The sequence below is a fragment of the Ruegeria sp. AE4 genome (genome assembly GCF_056542185.1).
In genome coordinates, this window is sequence record NZ_JBQFZK010000003.1 from 187,651 (window position 1) to 202,615 (window position 14,965).

The window sequence follows — 14,965 nt, forward strand, 5'->3', positions numbered from 1 at the left end:
AGGAAGGGCTGAACATGCTGTCATCCAAACGCATTCTGCTGATCATAGGCGGCGGCATCGCGGCCTACAAATCGCTGGACCTGATCCGCAGGCTGCGTGAACGTGGCGCGGCCGTAACGCCTGTGCTGACGCGTGCGGCAGAGGAATTTGTAACACCTCTGTCCGTGTCTGCCCTTGCCTCAGAAAAGGTCTATGGTGACCTGTTCGATCTGACCGCTGAGGCCGAGATGGGTCATATCCAGCTGTCACGCTCCGCCGATCTGATCGTCGTGGCCCCCGCAACGGCGGACCTGATGGGCAAGATGGCCGGGGGGTTGGCAAATGACCTGGCATCGACCCTTCTGATGGCGACAGACACGCCTGTTCTGTGTGCGCCCGCGATGAATGTACGCATGTGGGAACACCCGGCGACGCGACGCAACCTGAAGCAGCTTCAAGCGGATGGCGTGCGCTTTGTTGGCCCAAACGAAGGTGATATGGCCTGCGGTGAATATGGGCCGGGACGCATGTCGGAACCGCTGGAAATCGTCGCGGCGGTTGAGGCGCAGCTTGCGGCAGGACCCTTGGTGGGAAAGCGCGTGCTGGTAACTTCGGGCCCGACGCATGAGCCGATTGATCCGGTCCGGTATATCGCGAACCGCTCTTCCGGGGCGCAGGGCTCGGCCGTGGCACAGGCGCTTGCGGATTTGGGGGCCGAGGTGATCTTTGTCACAGGCCCCGCAGACGTACCGCCTCCGGCGGGTGTGCAGGTCGTGCCGGTCGAGACCGCGCAACAGATGTCGGACGCGGTTGATGCGGCGCTGCCCGTCGATGCGGGCGTGTTTGCGGCTGCGGTGGCAGATTGGCGCGTGGCCAGTGCGTCGGACAAGAAGCTGAAGAAAAGCCGAGACGGGCTTCCGGTTCTGGAGTTTGCCGAGAACCCCGACATTCTCAAACGTGTCTCGCGGATGGAAAATGGGCGCCCACCTTTGGTTGTCGGCTTTGCGGCCGAGACCGATGACGTGATCGAACATGCTACCGCCAAGCGGCTGCGCAAAGGCTGTGACTGGATTGTTGCCAACGATGTCAGCCCTGCCACCGGGATCATGGGCGGGTCCGAGAATGCGGTTATCCTGATTTCGGACAGCGGAGCCGAGGAATGGCCGCGTATGGGCAAGGCCGAGGTTGCGCGGCGGTTGGCAAGCAGGATCGCGGACGCGTTGGCGGGCTGAAGGAAAGGCAAAACCATGGTTGCAATTCGAGTGATCCGCGAAGACGGGGCAGACCCCGCCGTGGCACTTCCGTCTTACGAAACTGCGGGTGCTGCTGGCGCGGACGTGCGGGCCAACTTGCCCCAGGGGGCTTCGATCATGCTGGAGCCCGGACAGCGGGCGCTTGTTCCGACCGGTCTGCGCATTGAAATCCCGCAGGGATACGAGGTTCAGGTTCGTCCCCGCTCGGGCCTTGCACTGAAATACGGGATCACGCTGCCCAATACACCGGGCACTATCGACAGTGACTATCGCGGACCTCTGGGGGTGATCGTAATGAATGCCGGTCAGGAACCGTTCGAGATTGTCCATGGCGATCGTATCGCGCAGCTGGTAGTTGCCCCTGTCGTGCAGGCGGCATTCGAACTGGCTGAGGCATTGGGTGAAACAGATCGCGGGGCTGGCGGTTTCGGCTCGACCGGGCGCGGCTGATGTTGCTGGTTCTTGTTCTGGCAGCGGGGCTATGGGGCGTTGGCTATATCGCCGGCACGTCAAAAACCGCGCGCGTGGTGTCGGTGAGTGTGTTGTTGGTCGGGGTGATCCTGTCTCATCTGATCTTTCCGGATGGGCATCCCCTGCGCGAAGCAACCGGTGGGTCCGCGGCACTGTGGCTGATCCTTGCGGGATTCGCGGCCATCGTTTTGCTGTATGGCCGTGTGTTGAAGGCCCTGCGCAACCGAGCGGTGCAGGCCTCCAAACCGGAAACCACCATGCCCTCTGACCGTTTCACCGAAACCGAACTGAACCGGTACGCCCGTCACATTGTGCTGCGCGAATTGGGCGGGCCGGGTCAGAAAAAGTTGAAACAAGCCCGTGTTCTGGTGATCGGCGCGGGAGGTTTGGGCGCCCCGGCGCTGCAATATCTGGCGGCCGCAGGTGTGGGTACAATCGGGGTCATTGACGACGACATAGTCGAGAATGCGAACCTGCAGCGGCAGGTGATCCACCGCGATGCAGATATTGATATGCCCAAGGTCTTTTCCGCCCAGCAAGCGATGGAGGCGCAGAACCCGAATGTGGTAGTTCGGCCCTTTCATCGCAGATTGAGCGATGAAATCGCGGCAGAACTTTTTGCCGACTTCGATCTGATCCTTGACGGTACGGACAATTTTGAGACCCGCTATCTGGCCAACCGGACTGCCGCCGCGCTGGGCAAGCCACTGATTTCGGGGGCCTTGTCGCAGTGGGAAGGGCAGCTCAGCGTGTTTGACCCAGTCAATGGCAGCCCGTGCTACCAGTGTATCTTTCCCGAAGCCCCAGCCCCCGGTCTGGCCCCGTCCTGTTCCGAGGCAGGTGTGATTGGCCCGTTGCCGGGTGTTGTTGGATCGATGATGGCGGTTGAGGCGATAAAGGTGATCACGGGCGCTGGCATGGCGCTGCGGGGCGAGATGCTGATCTACGACGCCCTATACGGTGAAAGCCGCAAGATCACGCTGACCCGCCGTGCCGATTGCCCCATTTGCGGTGCCGCAAGCAATTAACCTTTCTTAACGTGGGCTGGGGGTTCTGGAACACCCGGCCATGGCGAACTAGCTATTGGGTCAAAGGAGATCCGCATGACCAACCCGATCCTGTCCAACTGGACCACCCCATTCGAAATAGCCCCTTTCGCCGATATTTCGGACGAAGATTTTGCACCGGCTTTGGATCAGGCGATGACTGCGCATAACGCGCAGATCGACGCGATTGCAGCAAATGCAGAGGCCCCTACTTTCGCTAACACGGTCGAAGCCCTTGAGGCTGCGGGCGAGCAGCTGGACAAGGTTCTGTCGGTCTTCTTCACTGTTGCAGGCGCAGACAGCAACCCCAAGCGGGAAGAGTTGCAGCGCACGTTTTCCCCCAAGCTGTCGGCGCATTTCTCGGGAATTTCTTCGAACAAGGCGCTGTTTGAACGCGTTGCAAACCTTTGGGCGCGGCGCGAAAACCTGAACCTGACCGAGGAGCAGGCACGCGTTCTGATGCTGACCCATCGGGGTTTTGTTCGTGCAGGCGCGGCGTTGGACGGGGACGAAGACGCTCGTATGCAAGAAATCAAGTCGCGCCTCGCCTCGTTGGGGACGTCCTTTACCCAGAACCTGCTGGCGGATGAGCGGGATTGGTTCATGGATCTGACCGAACAAGATCTGCAGGGCCTGCCGGATTTCGTTGTGAATGCGGCACGGGCTGCTGGTGCGGAAAAGGGCGCCTTGGGGCCGGTTGTTACCCTCTCCCGGTCGCTGATCGTGCCGTTTCTTCAGTTTTCACCCCGCAGGGATCTGCGCGAAAAAGCCTATCGCGCCTGGGCTGCCCGCGGGGCGAATGGTGGCGAGACCGACAATCGCGACATCGCGGCTGAGATTCTGGGTTTGCGTGAGGAACGCGCCAAGCTGTTGGGCTATGACAACTTCGCCGATTACAAGCTGGAAACTGAAATGGCTCGTACTCCGGACCGGGTACGTGAGTTGTTGATGCAGGTGTGGGAACCTGCCAAGGCCCGTGCCGATGCGGACGCGGAATTCCTGACCCGGATGATGCAGGAAGACGGTGTCAACGGCCCGCTGGAAGCATGGGACTGGCGCTATTACGCTGAAAAGCGGCGCAAGGCGGAACATGATCTGGATGAGGCGGAACTGAAACCCTACCTGCAACTGGACCGGATGATCGAGGCATCGTTTGCTTGTGCAAACCGCCTGTTCGGGCTGGAATTCAAGCCTTTGAACGTGCCGCTTTATCACCCTGATTGCCGCGCGTGGGAGGTTACGCGCAACGGTCGGCATGTCGCCGTGTTCATCGGTGACTACTTTGCACGGGGGTCAAAGCGATCAGGTGCCTGGTGCAGCGCGATGCGGGCACAGGCCAGATTCCCGAAAGAACAGGCACCGATTGTCATCAATGTCTGCAACTTCGCCAAGGGTGATCCGGCGCTGCTGTCTTATGACGATGCACGCACCCTGTTCCACGAGTTTGGCCACGCCTTGCACCAGATGCTGTCCAACGTGACCTATGAAAGCATCTCGGGGACTTCGGTTGCGCGCGATTTTGTCGAACTGCCCAGCCAGCTTTATGAACACTGGTTGGAAGTGCCCGAAGTTCTGGCCGAGTTTGCCACCCATGCCGAAACGGGCGAACCGATGCCGCAGGAGATGCTTGAAAAAGTGCTGAATGCCGCCAATTTCGACCAGGGGTTCCAGACGGTTGAATATGTCGCCTCGGCCCTTGTTGATCTGGCCTTCCACGATGGCGACGCCCCGGCAGACCCGATGGCAAAACAGGCCGAGGTTCTTGCCGGGTTGGGGATGCCGCAAGCCATTGGAATGCGCCATGCCACGCCCCACTTTGCGCATGTATTTGCAGGCGATGGCTATAGCTCGGGCTACTACAGCTATATGTGGTCCGAGGTGATGGATGCTGACGCCTTTGCCGCCTTCGAAGAAGCAGGTGGTGCCTTTGATCCTGAACGGGCCAAAGCGCTGGAAGACAATATCTTGTCCACCGGCGGTTCGCGCGAGGCAGAGGATCTGTATCTGGCGTTCCGGGGACGATTGCCGGGCGTGGATGCCCTGTTGAAAGGCCGCGGTCTGATTGCGGCGTGACGTCAGTAGCCCAGCGTGCGGTCGACCAGGTGCACAAAGGGCTCGCCGGATTCCCCGCGCCGGATGTTTTCGCAAATGACCTGTGCGGCAGTGACCGGGCGGGTCTCGGACGCGATATGCGGGGTCACGGTGACATTCGGATGCGCCCAATAGGGGTGATCGGCGGGCAAGGGCTCGACACGGAACACATCCAGCGTTGCGTGGCCCACCTGGCCCGAGTTCAGGGCATCCAATAGCGCATCATCATCAATCAGCGGCCCGCGTCCCGGGTTGATGATCCGCGCACCTTTGGGAAGCAGGGCCATCGTTTCCGCATTCAGCGCGTTTTCAGTGGCAGGTGTATCGGGCAGCAACAAGACTACGATTTCGGCATGAGAAAGCGCCTGGCGCAGCCCTTCGGCACCATGCAGGCAGGTTACACCGGGGATGTCCTTGGCTGTACGGCTCCAGCCTAAGACCCGAAACTCAAGCGCGGTCAGCGCGCGGGCCACGGCTTCGCCCAATGCTCCAAGCCCCAGAATACAAACGTTGCGCTCTTGCGCCAGCGGCGGGATATCTGGGGTCCAGACACCGTCCTGTACCGTGATTTGCCGGTCCATCCCCAGATGGTAGCGCAACACGTGGCCAACCACCCACTCGATCATGCCTTGCGTCAGACCGTGATCCACCATCCGCGCCAACGGAACGGTCAGTGTTTCGTTACCCACGATTTTTTCGACACCGGCCCAAAGGCTCAGCACCGCTTTCAGGCGCGTGAAAGGTCTGAAATCCTGTACCCCTCCGTTTGGGGCGTAAACAACGTAATCGACCTGATCCGGTTCGAACTCGGTTCCTAGCTGGACGTCCAGACCCGCCTCATCAAGATATTGTGTCAGCAGCGGCTGATACACCGGCCAAAGGGCAGGCCGCGCGGAAAACAGGACGTTCACAGACATCAGAGCCCTTTCAGATCAACGGGGGCGGTGAATATGGGCGCTTTGGACGATGCCAAAGGCTGCCATCAGAACCAGCATGGCCGAGCCACCATAGCTGACCATTGGCAGTGGTACACCCACGACAGGGGCCATACCCATTACCATCGACATGTTGACGGCGAAAAACAGGAAGAAGTTCAACGCGATACCCAGCGTGACCAGAGATGAAAACCGGTCCTTGGTTGCCAGGGCCGTGACCATGCAGAAAACCAGAATCAAGGCATAAAGGGTCAACAGGGTCGTTCCCCCGACAAACCCGAACTCTTCGGCCAACGTCGTGAAAATGAAATCGGTATGCTTCTCGGGCAGGAAGTTCAGGCGGGACTGCGTGCCTTGCATGAAACCACGCCCGTTCCATCCCCCGGACCCCAAGGCAATCTTGGACTGGGTAATGTGGTATCCGGCCCCCAATGGGTCGGTGGACGGGTCCAGAAAGGTGTCGATGCGCCGAAACTGATAGTCCTTCAATAATTGCCAGTCGGTCCCACGGCTGTTGAACACAGCGGCGATCAGGCCCACGACAGCAGCAATAACGGCGGCAAAATAGGCCCAGTGAACCCCTGCCAGAAACATCAACCCACCTCCTGCGGCCAGAAGCAGGATGGATGTGCCAAGATCGGGCTGTTTCAGAACCAGCAAGGTAGGCAGGATGATCAGGACAACCGGGATAAGAACCCAAAGCGGACGAGACGTTTTGTGCGAGGGAAGCCAGTCGTAATAAGCTGCAAGCAACATGACCAGCGTGACTTTCATGACCTCTGAGGGTTGCAGGCGCATAAACCCAAGGTCGATCCAGCGCTGCGCACCCATGCCGATGGTGCCGAACAGTTCAACAAATACCAGCAAAGCCACCGAGCCGAGATAGGCCAGCACCGACATGTTGCGCCAGAACCAGATCGGAACCAGTGCGATGATGAACATCACTGTCAGGCCAAGCCCGAAACGTTCCATTTGCGGCTCGGCCCAGGGCGTCCACGAACCGCCCGCAACAGAATACAGCATCAGAAAGCCCGCGCTGGCGGTGCTGATCAGCAGCAACGTCAGCGGCCAGTTCATATACAGGAACTTGCGAAACCCCGACGGCGTGGATTTGACGGCATATTCAAGATAGCTCATGCACGGTCCTTTCCATCCGGTCGCGCCTTGGGGCGCTTGTCACCCTCCAGCCGTTTTTGCTGTTCCTTGATGCGTTCGCGGTCGGCGACGGGGTAGGCTTCAAGCGGCGGTGTGCCGTCATAAAGAGCTTGCAGCATGATGTCGCGTGCAACCGGGGCTGCGGCTGTGGACCCGCCGCCGCCATGCTCAACAACCACGGCCACGGCGTATTTTGGGTTGTCATACGGTGCAAAGCAAACGAACAGCGCGTGGTCGCGACGCTCCCACGGCAAGTCCTCGTTTCGGATCACGCCTGCGGCCCGTTCTGCTTTGGTGATGTTTCGAACCTGGCTGGTTCCGGTTTTCCCCGCCATCCGGAACTCATCCGCGATGATGCGGCTTCGATATGCCGTTCCCCGCCTGTCATTCGAGACCGAGAACATGGCCTTGCGGACCTGTTCCAGATTGTAAGAATTAAGGCCCAGTGGTTCTCCGGCGCCCGAGGGTTGTTCAACACCGTCGATCGAGCGTACCAGGCGCGGCGTGACTGCGCGACCGGTGGCGATGCGGGCTGCCATTACAGCCAGTTGCAACGGCGAAGCCAGCATGAAGCCCTGACCGATGGACGCGTTGGCCGTATCGCCCACAAGCCACTCCTGACCGTGCGTGCGCCGCTTCCATTCCTGATTGGGAGCCAGCCCATCTGCCACCGCCGACATCGGGATGTCATGCTTGACCCCCAGTCCCAATGTGCGGGCCATGTCAGAGATCTTGTCGATGCCAACCCGCAGAGCCACGTCATAGTAATAGACATCGCAGCTGCGTTTCAGCGAAAGGTTTAGGTCGACCGTCCCGTGCCCGCCACGCTTCCAGCAATGGAAACGACGGCTGCCGACCTTCAGGTGTCCGGGGCAGTACACGGTATTGCCGGGGGAAACTACGCCAGCTTCCAACGCGGCCAGCGCGGTGACCATCTTAAAGGTCGATCCCGGAGGATATGTGCCTTGCACGGATTTATTCGCCAGCGGTCGGTACTTGTCCTCTGTCAGTGCCCGGTAATCTGCGACCGAAATGCCACGAACAAAAAGGTTCGGATCGAAACTGGGTGCAGAGGCGACCGCACGCAAGTCACCGGTTTCGCAGTCTATGACAACTGCGGCTGCACTTTCGCCTGCCAGTCGCGCCTGTGCATATTGTTGCAGATCAGCGTCGATGGACAGTTGCAGGTCTGCGCCGGGTTGTCCTTCCTGCCGGTCAAGCTCGCGCATGACGCGGCCCGTCGCGTTGACCTCGACCCGCTTTGCACCGGCCTTGCCGCGCAGTTCGATTTCCTGCTTGGCCTCAAGGCCAACCTTTCCAATCTGGAACCTTGGAATGCGCAATACCGGCTCAGGGTCTTCTATCTTGCTGAGGTCATAGTCGCTGACCGGGCCAACATAGCCGACGATATGTGCGAAATCCTCGTATCGTGGGTATTGCCGTGTCAGGCCGACCTCGGGCGTTACGCCCGGCAGCGCCGGAGCATTGACCGCAACCTTCGAGATATCCTCCCACGTAACCTGATCCGCCAGCGTCACCGGCAGAAACGGAGCCGAGCGGCGCATTTCAGTCCTGGCGCGCTCGATCTCATCTTCGTTCAGAGGGATCAGTTCCGACAGTTTGGCGATGACTTTTTCCACGTCATCGGCGTCTTCACGCACGATGACGATGCGATAGGAAGGTGAGTTCTGGCCGATGATCTGGCCGTTCCGGTCATAGATACGCCCACGGGTCGGCGGGATAAGCCGGATGTTGATACGGTTTTCTTCGGCCAACAGGCGGTATTCGTCGGCCTGTTCGACCTGCATGAACCGCATTCGTGCCGCCAGACCGCCTATGAACACCGCCTGTAGACCACCCAGCAACAGCGCTCTGCGTGGCAGGCGCTTATAGGCAAGGCCCTGGGATTTGGGTTTACGCTGTTTCATGCCCGGCTTCCCACAGCGCTGACATCAGCAGCGGATATGCGGCGAACCCCCAACGCGCTTTGGCTAAGCAGCACGACCAACGGGTAGACAGCGACCGTCAGCACAAGCTGAATCACGACCGGCCCCAATGCGGCCTGTTGCACGGACATCACCGATAGTACGACCCTGTTCATCAAAATGACCGCCGTGATCACAATGCCGACAGACATCCATTCTCCGGCAAATCCCGCATCCCTCATACCCAACGCCGCTGACCGCAAATAGGCCGACCCGACTACGGTCAGCGCGGCCAAAAGGCCCGGTGGACGTTGCAGTAGAAAGTCGGCCATCAGCATGACAAGCGCAACCAATACAGTCGGGACGTAATCGGGCCGCCGCAGCACCCAGGCAAAAGTCAGGGCAATCAGGACGTCGGGAAAAGGCCAGCGATCGGGTTGAGCGTCCAACGGCAACAGATGCAGAAACAGTACAGCAAATGCCAGCAAGGCATAAAGGCTGCGCATGGCCCAGATTTGCGAGGCCGGTCTATCCATCGCTGACCTCATCCGGGGTCAGCGCCGCCTCTGGGCGGGTGGGCCCGACTATACTGCCCGGATCCTGAATGGGCGGAGCCGAGTGAAACCGCAGAACCCTGAGAAATTCGAGCCTTTCGAAATCTGCCGACAGGCGGACCCGCAGGCGCCCCCCGGGATCTGCCGCGATTTGACCGATCAACAGGCCCGCAGGAAACACGCCACCATCACCCGAAGTGATCACACGGTCCCCGGGGCGAACCAGCTCGCGGTTTTCAAGAAACTCCACCGCGGGCGCGGGGTTGTTGTCGCCTTTGATCAGCGCGGTCTGGCCAGAAGGTTGAATGGTTGCGGGAATCGCGCTGGTGGCGTCCGTCACAAGGATCACGCGTGCCGTGTCAGGGCCAACACCTGATATCCTGCCGACCAGGCCAATGCCGTCCATCGTGGCCCATCCATCCACGATCCCGTCACGCTCTCCGACATTCAGCAGAACGGATTGCCGGAATGGCGACCCGCTGTCGGCCATGACAACGCCGGTGATATAAGTCAGACGCGGGTCAAGGCGGACATTGTTCAAATCCAGCAGTCGCGCGTTTTCCTGTTCAAGCTGCAAAGCAGCCTCTTTCCAGGCGCGCATCAGGCGCAGTTCGCTACGCAGTTCCCGGTTCTGCTCGCTCAGGCGCTGATAGCTTTGGAAGTCACGCACCAGATTGACGGCGGCAGTCACGGGGACCATGGCCCATTCCATCGACGGTACAACCGTATCCACGATCCGCGCGCGGAACCGTTCTACGCGCGGGCTGTCGATGCGCCACAGAAGGAAGATACCAAGCAGGCACAGCACAACGATCCCCAGCAACAAACGTCGCAGGGGGGTCGTGTACTCATCGCGCTGTGATCGGTCTTTTGCCACAGGTTACCTTCCCGTGCTGCTCGCGCCGATATAACCCTATCTTCCGAGGGTGCGCGCCTTAGCTTTCGTAGTCAATCGCGTGGCGCAGCTGTTTTTCATATTCCAGTGCTTTGCCGGTGCCCAAAGCCACACAATTCAGGCTTTCGTCCGCAATGGATACCGCCAGGCCGGTCTGTTCGCGTAGGGCCAGGTCCAGATCGCCAAGCAGCGCGCCGCCGCCGGTCAGCATCACACCACGGTCGACAATGTCCGCAGCCAAATCGGGGGGCGTTGTCTCAAGCGCGGTCATAACCGCCTCGCAGATCTGTTGCACGGGCTCTGACAGCGCTTCGGCCACCTGGGCCTGGCTGATCTCGATTTCCTTGGGCACGCCGTTCAACAGATCACGCCCCCGGATATGCATCGACTGACCGCGCCCGTCGTCGGGCATGCGGGCGGTACCAATGGTTGTCTTGATGCGTTCAGCCGTGGATTCACCTACCAGCAGGTTCTGCTGGCGACGCAGGTAGGAAATGATGGCCTCGTCCATCCGGTCACCACCAACGCGGACCGAACGGGCATAGACAATGTCTCCCAACGACAGAACAGCAACCTCGGTAGTGCCCCCGCCAATATCAACAACCATGTTGCCGGTCGGGTCGGTGATCGGCATGCCGGCCCCGATTGCGGCCGCAATCGGTTCGGCAATCAGGCCCGCGCGACGGGCACCTGCTGACAGGACCGACTGCCGAATTGCACGTTTTTCGACCGGGGTTGCGCCATGAGGAACGCAGACAATGATCTTGGGTTTCGAGAAGGTCGAGCGTTTGTGCACCTTGCGGATGAAGTGCTTGATCATTTCTTCGGCAGTATCAAAATCCGCGATCACACCTTCGCGCATGGGGCGGATGGCTTCGATCGAACCGGGCGTCCGACCCAGCATCAGCTTGGCATCTTCGCCAACTGCCAGAACTTTCTTCACACCGTCCTTGACGTGATAGGCCACAACCGAAGGTTCAGACAGGATGACACCGCGCCCCTTGACGTAAACCAGCGTGTTTGCTGTTCCAAGGTCGATAGCCATGTCCGCTGTGAACAGGCCGCCCAGATTGCCAAAGATCCCCATGTTTTCCCTGATCCTGTAATGTCGGTTTTCTACTGCCCGCGACTCGACGGTTCCGGGACGGATGACTTATAGGGTGCCATCACGCCCGGTAAAAGGGCTGATTCCGCGACAATCAGCACCTTTCCGCCTTATTGAATGGGACTTTAGAAGGCAAAATGCTCTCTTATCAACACATTTACCACGCCGGGAATCTGGCGGATGTCCAAAAGCACGCTTTACTGGCGTGGGTGCTGGATTATCTGACACGCAAGGACAAGCCGCTCAGCTATATCGAAACGCATTCCGGGCGTGGGTTGTACCTGTTGGATGCAGACGAATCCATTCGGACAGGAGAGGCAGAGGCAGGGATCGGTCGTGCACAGCGGGAAGGGTGGTTCGGGCCCGACCACCCGATGGCGCAGGTCCTGAAGCAGGTAGAGGCCCGGTACGGCGACATGGCCTATCCAGGATCGCCGATGATTGCTGCGACTATGTTGCGGGAACAGGACAGTTTGCACCTCGCGGAACTGCACCCACAGGAATTTGCGGCCCTGTCGTTGGCGATGTCGCCGTTTGGGGCGAAAGTCTATCAGCAGGATGGGTTCGATCTGGCGCAGTCCTTGCTGCCTCCAGCTCCGCGCCGGGGCATGATGCTGATTGACCCCAGTTACGAGGTGAAAGCCGATTATGACCGCTTGCCCGGCATTATCGCCAAGCTGCACCGCAAGTGGAATGTGGGCGTGATTGCCCTTTGGTACCCGATCCTGACGGACAATCGACATGCTGGGATGACTGCGGCTCTCAAATCGCGAAACTACCCCAAAGCAATTTGCCACGAAGTGACATTCCCGCCTGCGCGTGAGGGGCACCGGATGATTGGGTCAGGTATGTTTGTTGTGAACGCGCCGTTCTGTATCGGCGACGAAATGAACCGCCTTTCCAAGCTTTTCGCGCAGCTTTAGCAGCAGACGAGACGCTGGTCGGGATAAAGCACCCAATCCATCACCGTGGGTCGTGTTGGATTTTCCGGGCAACCAAACTTGCGGTTGCCCGGATGATTTATGCAATCACGTCAGGTCTTTATAGCTGATCTCGCGCGCATCCGCGCCTGGTCCAGCTTTTTCACGGCGCACAATCAGGCGGTTGAGAGCGTGGATATAAGCCTTAGCTGACGCCACGACGGTGTCGGTGTTTGCCGACTGGCCGGTTGCGATCATGCCATCCTCTTCCAGGCGCACGGAAACCGTCGCCTGTGCGTCCGTGCCCTCGGTTACGGCATGAACCTGATAAAGCTGAAGGCGTGCCGTGTTGGGATAAATCGCACGGATCGCCTTAAAGGTCGCATCCACCGGGCCGTCGCCATGTTCAGTGGCGGTTTTGTCCACGCCTTCAACCTCCAGCTCGACCGTCGATTCCGCCTGACCACCCGTGCCGCAAGTCACCTTCATCGAAACCAGTTGCAGGTGGTCGTCAGCCTCGTCCAGCGTCATCAGTGCAATGAGATCGTCGTCGAACACCTCTTTCTTGCGATCTGCCAGATCCTTGAACCGGACAAAGATATCCTTGAGCTGGTTGTCGCCCACCTCAAACCCCAGCGTTTCGAGCTTGTCGCGCAAGGCTGCGCGGCCCGAATGTTTGCCAAGCGGCAAGGATGTTCCCGAAAGACCAATGTCCTCAGGACGCATGATTTCAAAGTTTTCGCGGTTTTTCAGCATCCCGTCCTGATGGATGCCACTTTCATGGGCAAAAGCGTTCTTGCCGACAATTGCCTTGTTGAACTGCACCGGAAAGCCCGAGACCGTCGCAACCCGACGCGAGATGTGCATGATCTTGGTGGTGTCGATGCCAGTGTGCCACGGCATGATATCGTTGCGCGTGCGCAGTGCCATGACAACTTCTTCCAGCGCCGTGTTGCCAGCGCGTTCGCCCAGACCGTTGATGGTGCATTCAATCTGGCGGGCACCACCTGCCACAGCGGCCAGCGAGTTCGCGGTCGCCATGCCAAGGTCATTGTGGCAATGGGTGGCAAATATCACGTCATCCGCCCCCGGCACCGTTTCGATCAGACGCTTGATCAGGTCCGCGCTTTCCACCGGAGCGGTATAGCCCACCGTATCCGGGATGTTGATCGTGGTTGCCCCGGCCTTGATTGCGATCTCGATCACACGGCAAAGGTAATCCCATTCGGTTCGCGTCGCGTCCATCGGGGACCACTGCACGTTTTCGCACAGGTTGCGCGCATGGCTGACCGTTTCGTGGATCTTGTCGGCCATCTCGTCCATGGTCAGGTTCGGGATGGCGCGGTGCAGCGGCGAAGTGCCGATGAATGTGTGAATGCGGTTCTTCTCGGCGTGTTTTACCGCCTCCCAGCAGCGGTCGATATCGGCAAAATTTGCACGGGCCAGACCGCAGATGCGGCTGTTTTTCGACCGCTGTGCAATTTCGGTCACAGCCTTGAAATCGCCTTCGGACGCGATGGGGAAACCGGCCTCGATGATATCGACGCCCATGTCGTCCAGCAGCTCGGCGATTTCGAGCTTTTCGTCATGGGTCATGGTGGCGCCGGGGCTCTGCTCGCCGTCGCGCAAAGTGGTATCGAAGATCAAGACGCGGTCTTGGTCGGTCACGTTGGTCATGGGGTTCTCTTTCTTCTTCTGTCCTAAAGCCTATGGCGCGCTGGCGTCCTCCTCTGAGCGGGCGCGCCGGATGGCACGCTCAGAGGCGGATTAGGATCAGTAGGCCACGCAGCGACGCACCGCGAAGGGCGGTGTCGACACAAGGGATATCTGCGCGGTTGATCATGGGATTGAGGTTATACAGAGCCCGCCGGGAATGAAAAGAACCAATTTGCAATACGCGAACTTCTGGCAACTGCCCTTGTTTCGACCGCCTTGATTGTTTGCACAGCGCCGCTAGCTGATCATGGATGGAAACTGCATTGATAATTGGTGCTTCTGGCGGGATAGGCGCAGCTGTTACCGGACGGCTGGTTGAGCAGGGCGTTTCGGTCACGCGGTTGTCCCGGTCGGAGGACGGCTTTGACCTGACCGATCCGGACGGGGTGATGCTGAAGCTTGAAAACCTACCAGGTCAGTTTGATCTGATTCTGGTGGCTTCGGGCGCCTTGGAGATAGACGGCTCTGTGCCGGAAAAGACCATTCGGGCGATTTCAGCCAACGCCATGATGGATCAGTTTGCGTTGAATGCCGTTGGTCCGGCATTGGTGCTAAGCCACGCGTATCATCTGTTGCCGCGACAAAGACGATCTGTATTCGCGGTGCTTTCGGCGCGGGTGGGATCAATCGGGGATAATCGGATAGGTGGTTGGATCAGCTACCGAGCGGCCAAGGCAGCGGTCAATCAGGTCGTCCATACCGCCGCAATTGAATTGGCCCGAACACATAAACAGGCGATTTGCGTCGCCCTTCACCCCGGCACGGTAAAAACAGAGTTCACGAACAAATACCTAGGTCGTCATCCTGCCGTCGAACCTGAAGCCGCCGCCGATAACCTGTTGAACGTGATACGCGGGTTAACGCTCGCTGATACCGGAGGGTTCTATGATTGGGCCGGTAAGCGGGTCCCGTGGTGAGCC

At 59.3% G+C, this 14,965-nt stretch carries 13 protein-coding genes; 6 read left to right on the forward strand and 7 right to left on the reverse strand.

Translation table 11 applies throughout. The features are described from left to right. The first annotated feature begins 14 nt into the window (after window positions 1–14). From coaBC to ACR0EK_RS07545, 4 genes are all read left to right on the forward strand, one after another. Window positions 15–1,211, forward strand: a complete 1,197-nt coding sequence (gene coaBC / locus ACR0EK_RS07530; protein ID WP_480506767.1) for a bifunctional phosphopantothenoylcysteine decarboxylase/phosphopantothenate--cysteine ligase CoaBC — start codon at window positions 15–17, stop codon at window positions 1,209–1,211. 15 nt (window positions 1,212–1,226) lie between these two features. Then, complete coding sequence (gene dut, locus ACR0EK_RS07535) at window positions 1,227–1,682, forward strand: dUTP diphosphatase (protein ID WP_480486699.1); 456 nt, start codon at window positions 1,227–1,229, stop codon at window positions 1,680–1,682. Next, window positions 1,682–2,731: a HesA/MoeB/ThiF family protein gene (locus ACR0EK_RS07540; protein WP_480967716.1), complete on the forward strand. Its 1,050-nt coding sequence runs from the start codon at window positions 1,682–1,684 to the stop codon at window positions 2,729–2,731. The genes dut and ACR0EK_RS07540 overlap by 1 nt, the downstream gene beginning before the upstream one ends. A 75-nt stretch (window positions 2,732–2,806) precedes the next feature. Then, entirely contained in the window at window positions 2,807–4,822 is a 2,016-nt protein-coding gene (locus tag ACR0EK_RS07545) for a M3 family metallopeptidase (protein ID WP_480899284.1), read from the forward strand. A gap of 2 nt (window positions 4,823–4,824) precedes the next feature. Here the strand turns inward: ACR0EK_RS07545 and ACR0EK_RS07550 are convergent, their stop codons facing one another. Genes ACR0EK_RS07550 through ACR0EK_RS07575 form a run of 6 tightly spaced genes read right to left on the reverse strand, consistent with a single transcriptional unit; the run spans window position 4,825 to window position 11,391 of the window. Further along, a complete protein-coding gene (locus tag ACR0EK_RS07550; protein WP_480913599.1) occupies window positions 4,825–5,757 on the reverse strand; it encodes a 2-hydroxyacid dehydrogenase in 933 nt (310 codons plus the stop codon). Between the two features lie 15 nt (window positions 5,758–5,772). After that, window positions 5,773–6,912, reverse strand: coding sequence for a rod shape-determining protein RodA (gene rodA, locus ACR0EK_RS07555; RefSeq protein WP_209506418.1), 1,140 nt, complete (start codon window positions 6,910–6,912; stop codon window positions 5,773–5,775). Further along, window positions 6,909–8,858: a penicillin-binding protein 2 gene (gene mrdA, locus ACR0EK_RS07560; RefSeq protein WP_480486706.1), complete on the reverse strand. Its 1,950-nt coding sequence runs from the start codon at window positions 8,856–8,858 to the stop codon at window positions 6,909–6,911. The genes rodA and mrdA overlap by 4 nt, the downstream gene beginning before the upstream one ends. Further along, window positions 8,855–9,391, reverse strand: a complete 537-nt coding sequence (locus tag ACR0EK_RS07565; protein WP_480483238.1) for a rod shape-determining protein MreD — start codon at window positions 9,389–9,391, stop codon at window positions 8,855–8,857. The genes mrdA and ACR0EK_RS07565 overlap by 4 nt, the downstream gene beginning before the upstream one ends. Further along, window positions 9,384–10,286, reverse strand: a complete 903-nt coding sequence (gene mreC, locus ACR0EK_RS07570; RefSeq protein WP_209506411.1) for a rod shape-determining protein MreC — start codon at window positions 10,284–10,286, stop codon at window positions 9,384–9,386. The genes ACR0EK_RS07565 and mreC overlap by 8 nt, the downstream gene beginning before the upstream one ends. A gap of 58 nt (window positions 10,287–10,344) precedes the next feature. Further along, window positions 10,345–11,391, reverse strand: a complete 1,047-nt coding sequence (locus ACR0EK_RS07575) for a rod shape-determining protein (RefSeq protein ID WP_039523195.1) — start codon at window positions 11,389–11,391, stop codon at window positions 10,345–10,347. Window positions 11,392–11,546: 155 nt separating this feature from the next. Between ACR0EK_RS07575 and ACR0EK_RS07580 the strand changes: the two genes are divergently transcribed. Further along, a complete protein-coding gene (locus ACR0EK_RS07580) occupies window positions 11,547–12,332 on the forward strand; it encodes a 23S rRNA (adenine(2030)-N(6))-methyltransferase RlmJ (protein ID WP_480899287.1) in 786 nt (261 codons plus the stop codon). 105 nt (window positions 12,333–12,437) lie between these two features. Here the strand turns inward: ACR0EK_RS07580 and ACR0EK_RS07585 are convergent, their stop codons facing one another. Continuing rightward, window positions 12,438–14,006, reverse strand: a complete 1,569-nt coding sequence (locus tag ACR0EK_RS07585) for a 2-isopropylmalate synthase (RefSeq protein WP_267365497.1) — start codon at window positions 14,004–14,006, stop codon at window positions 12,438–12,440. 290 nt (window positions 14,007–14,296) lie between these two features. On the opposite strand from ACR0EK_RS07585, the gene ACR0EK_RS07590 reads away from it, so the two are divergent. Then, window positions 14,297–14,962 carry an SDR family NAD(P)-dependent oxidoreductase gene (locus tag ACR0EK_RS07590; protein WP_480545928.1) on the forward strand — a complete coding sequence of 222 codons (666 nt, stop codon included), beginning with the start codon at window positions 14,297–14,299 and terminating at the stop codon, window positions 14,960–14,962. Window positions 14,963–14,965 lie beyond the last annotated feature (3 nt).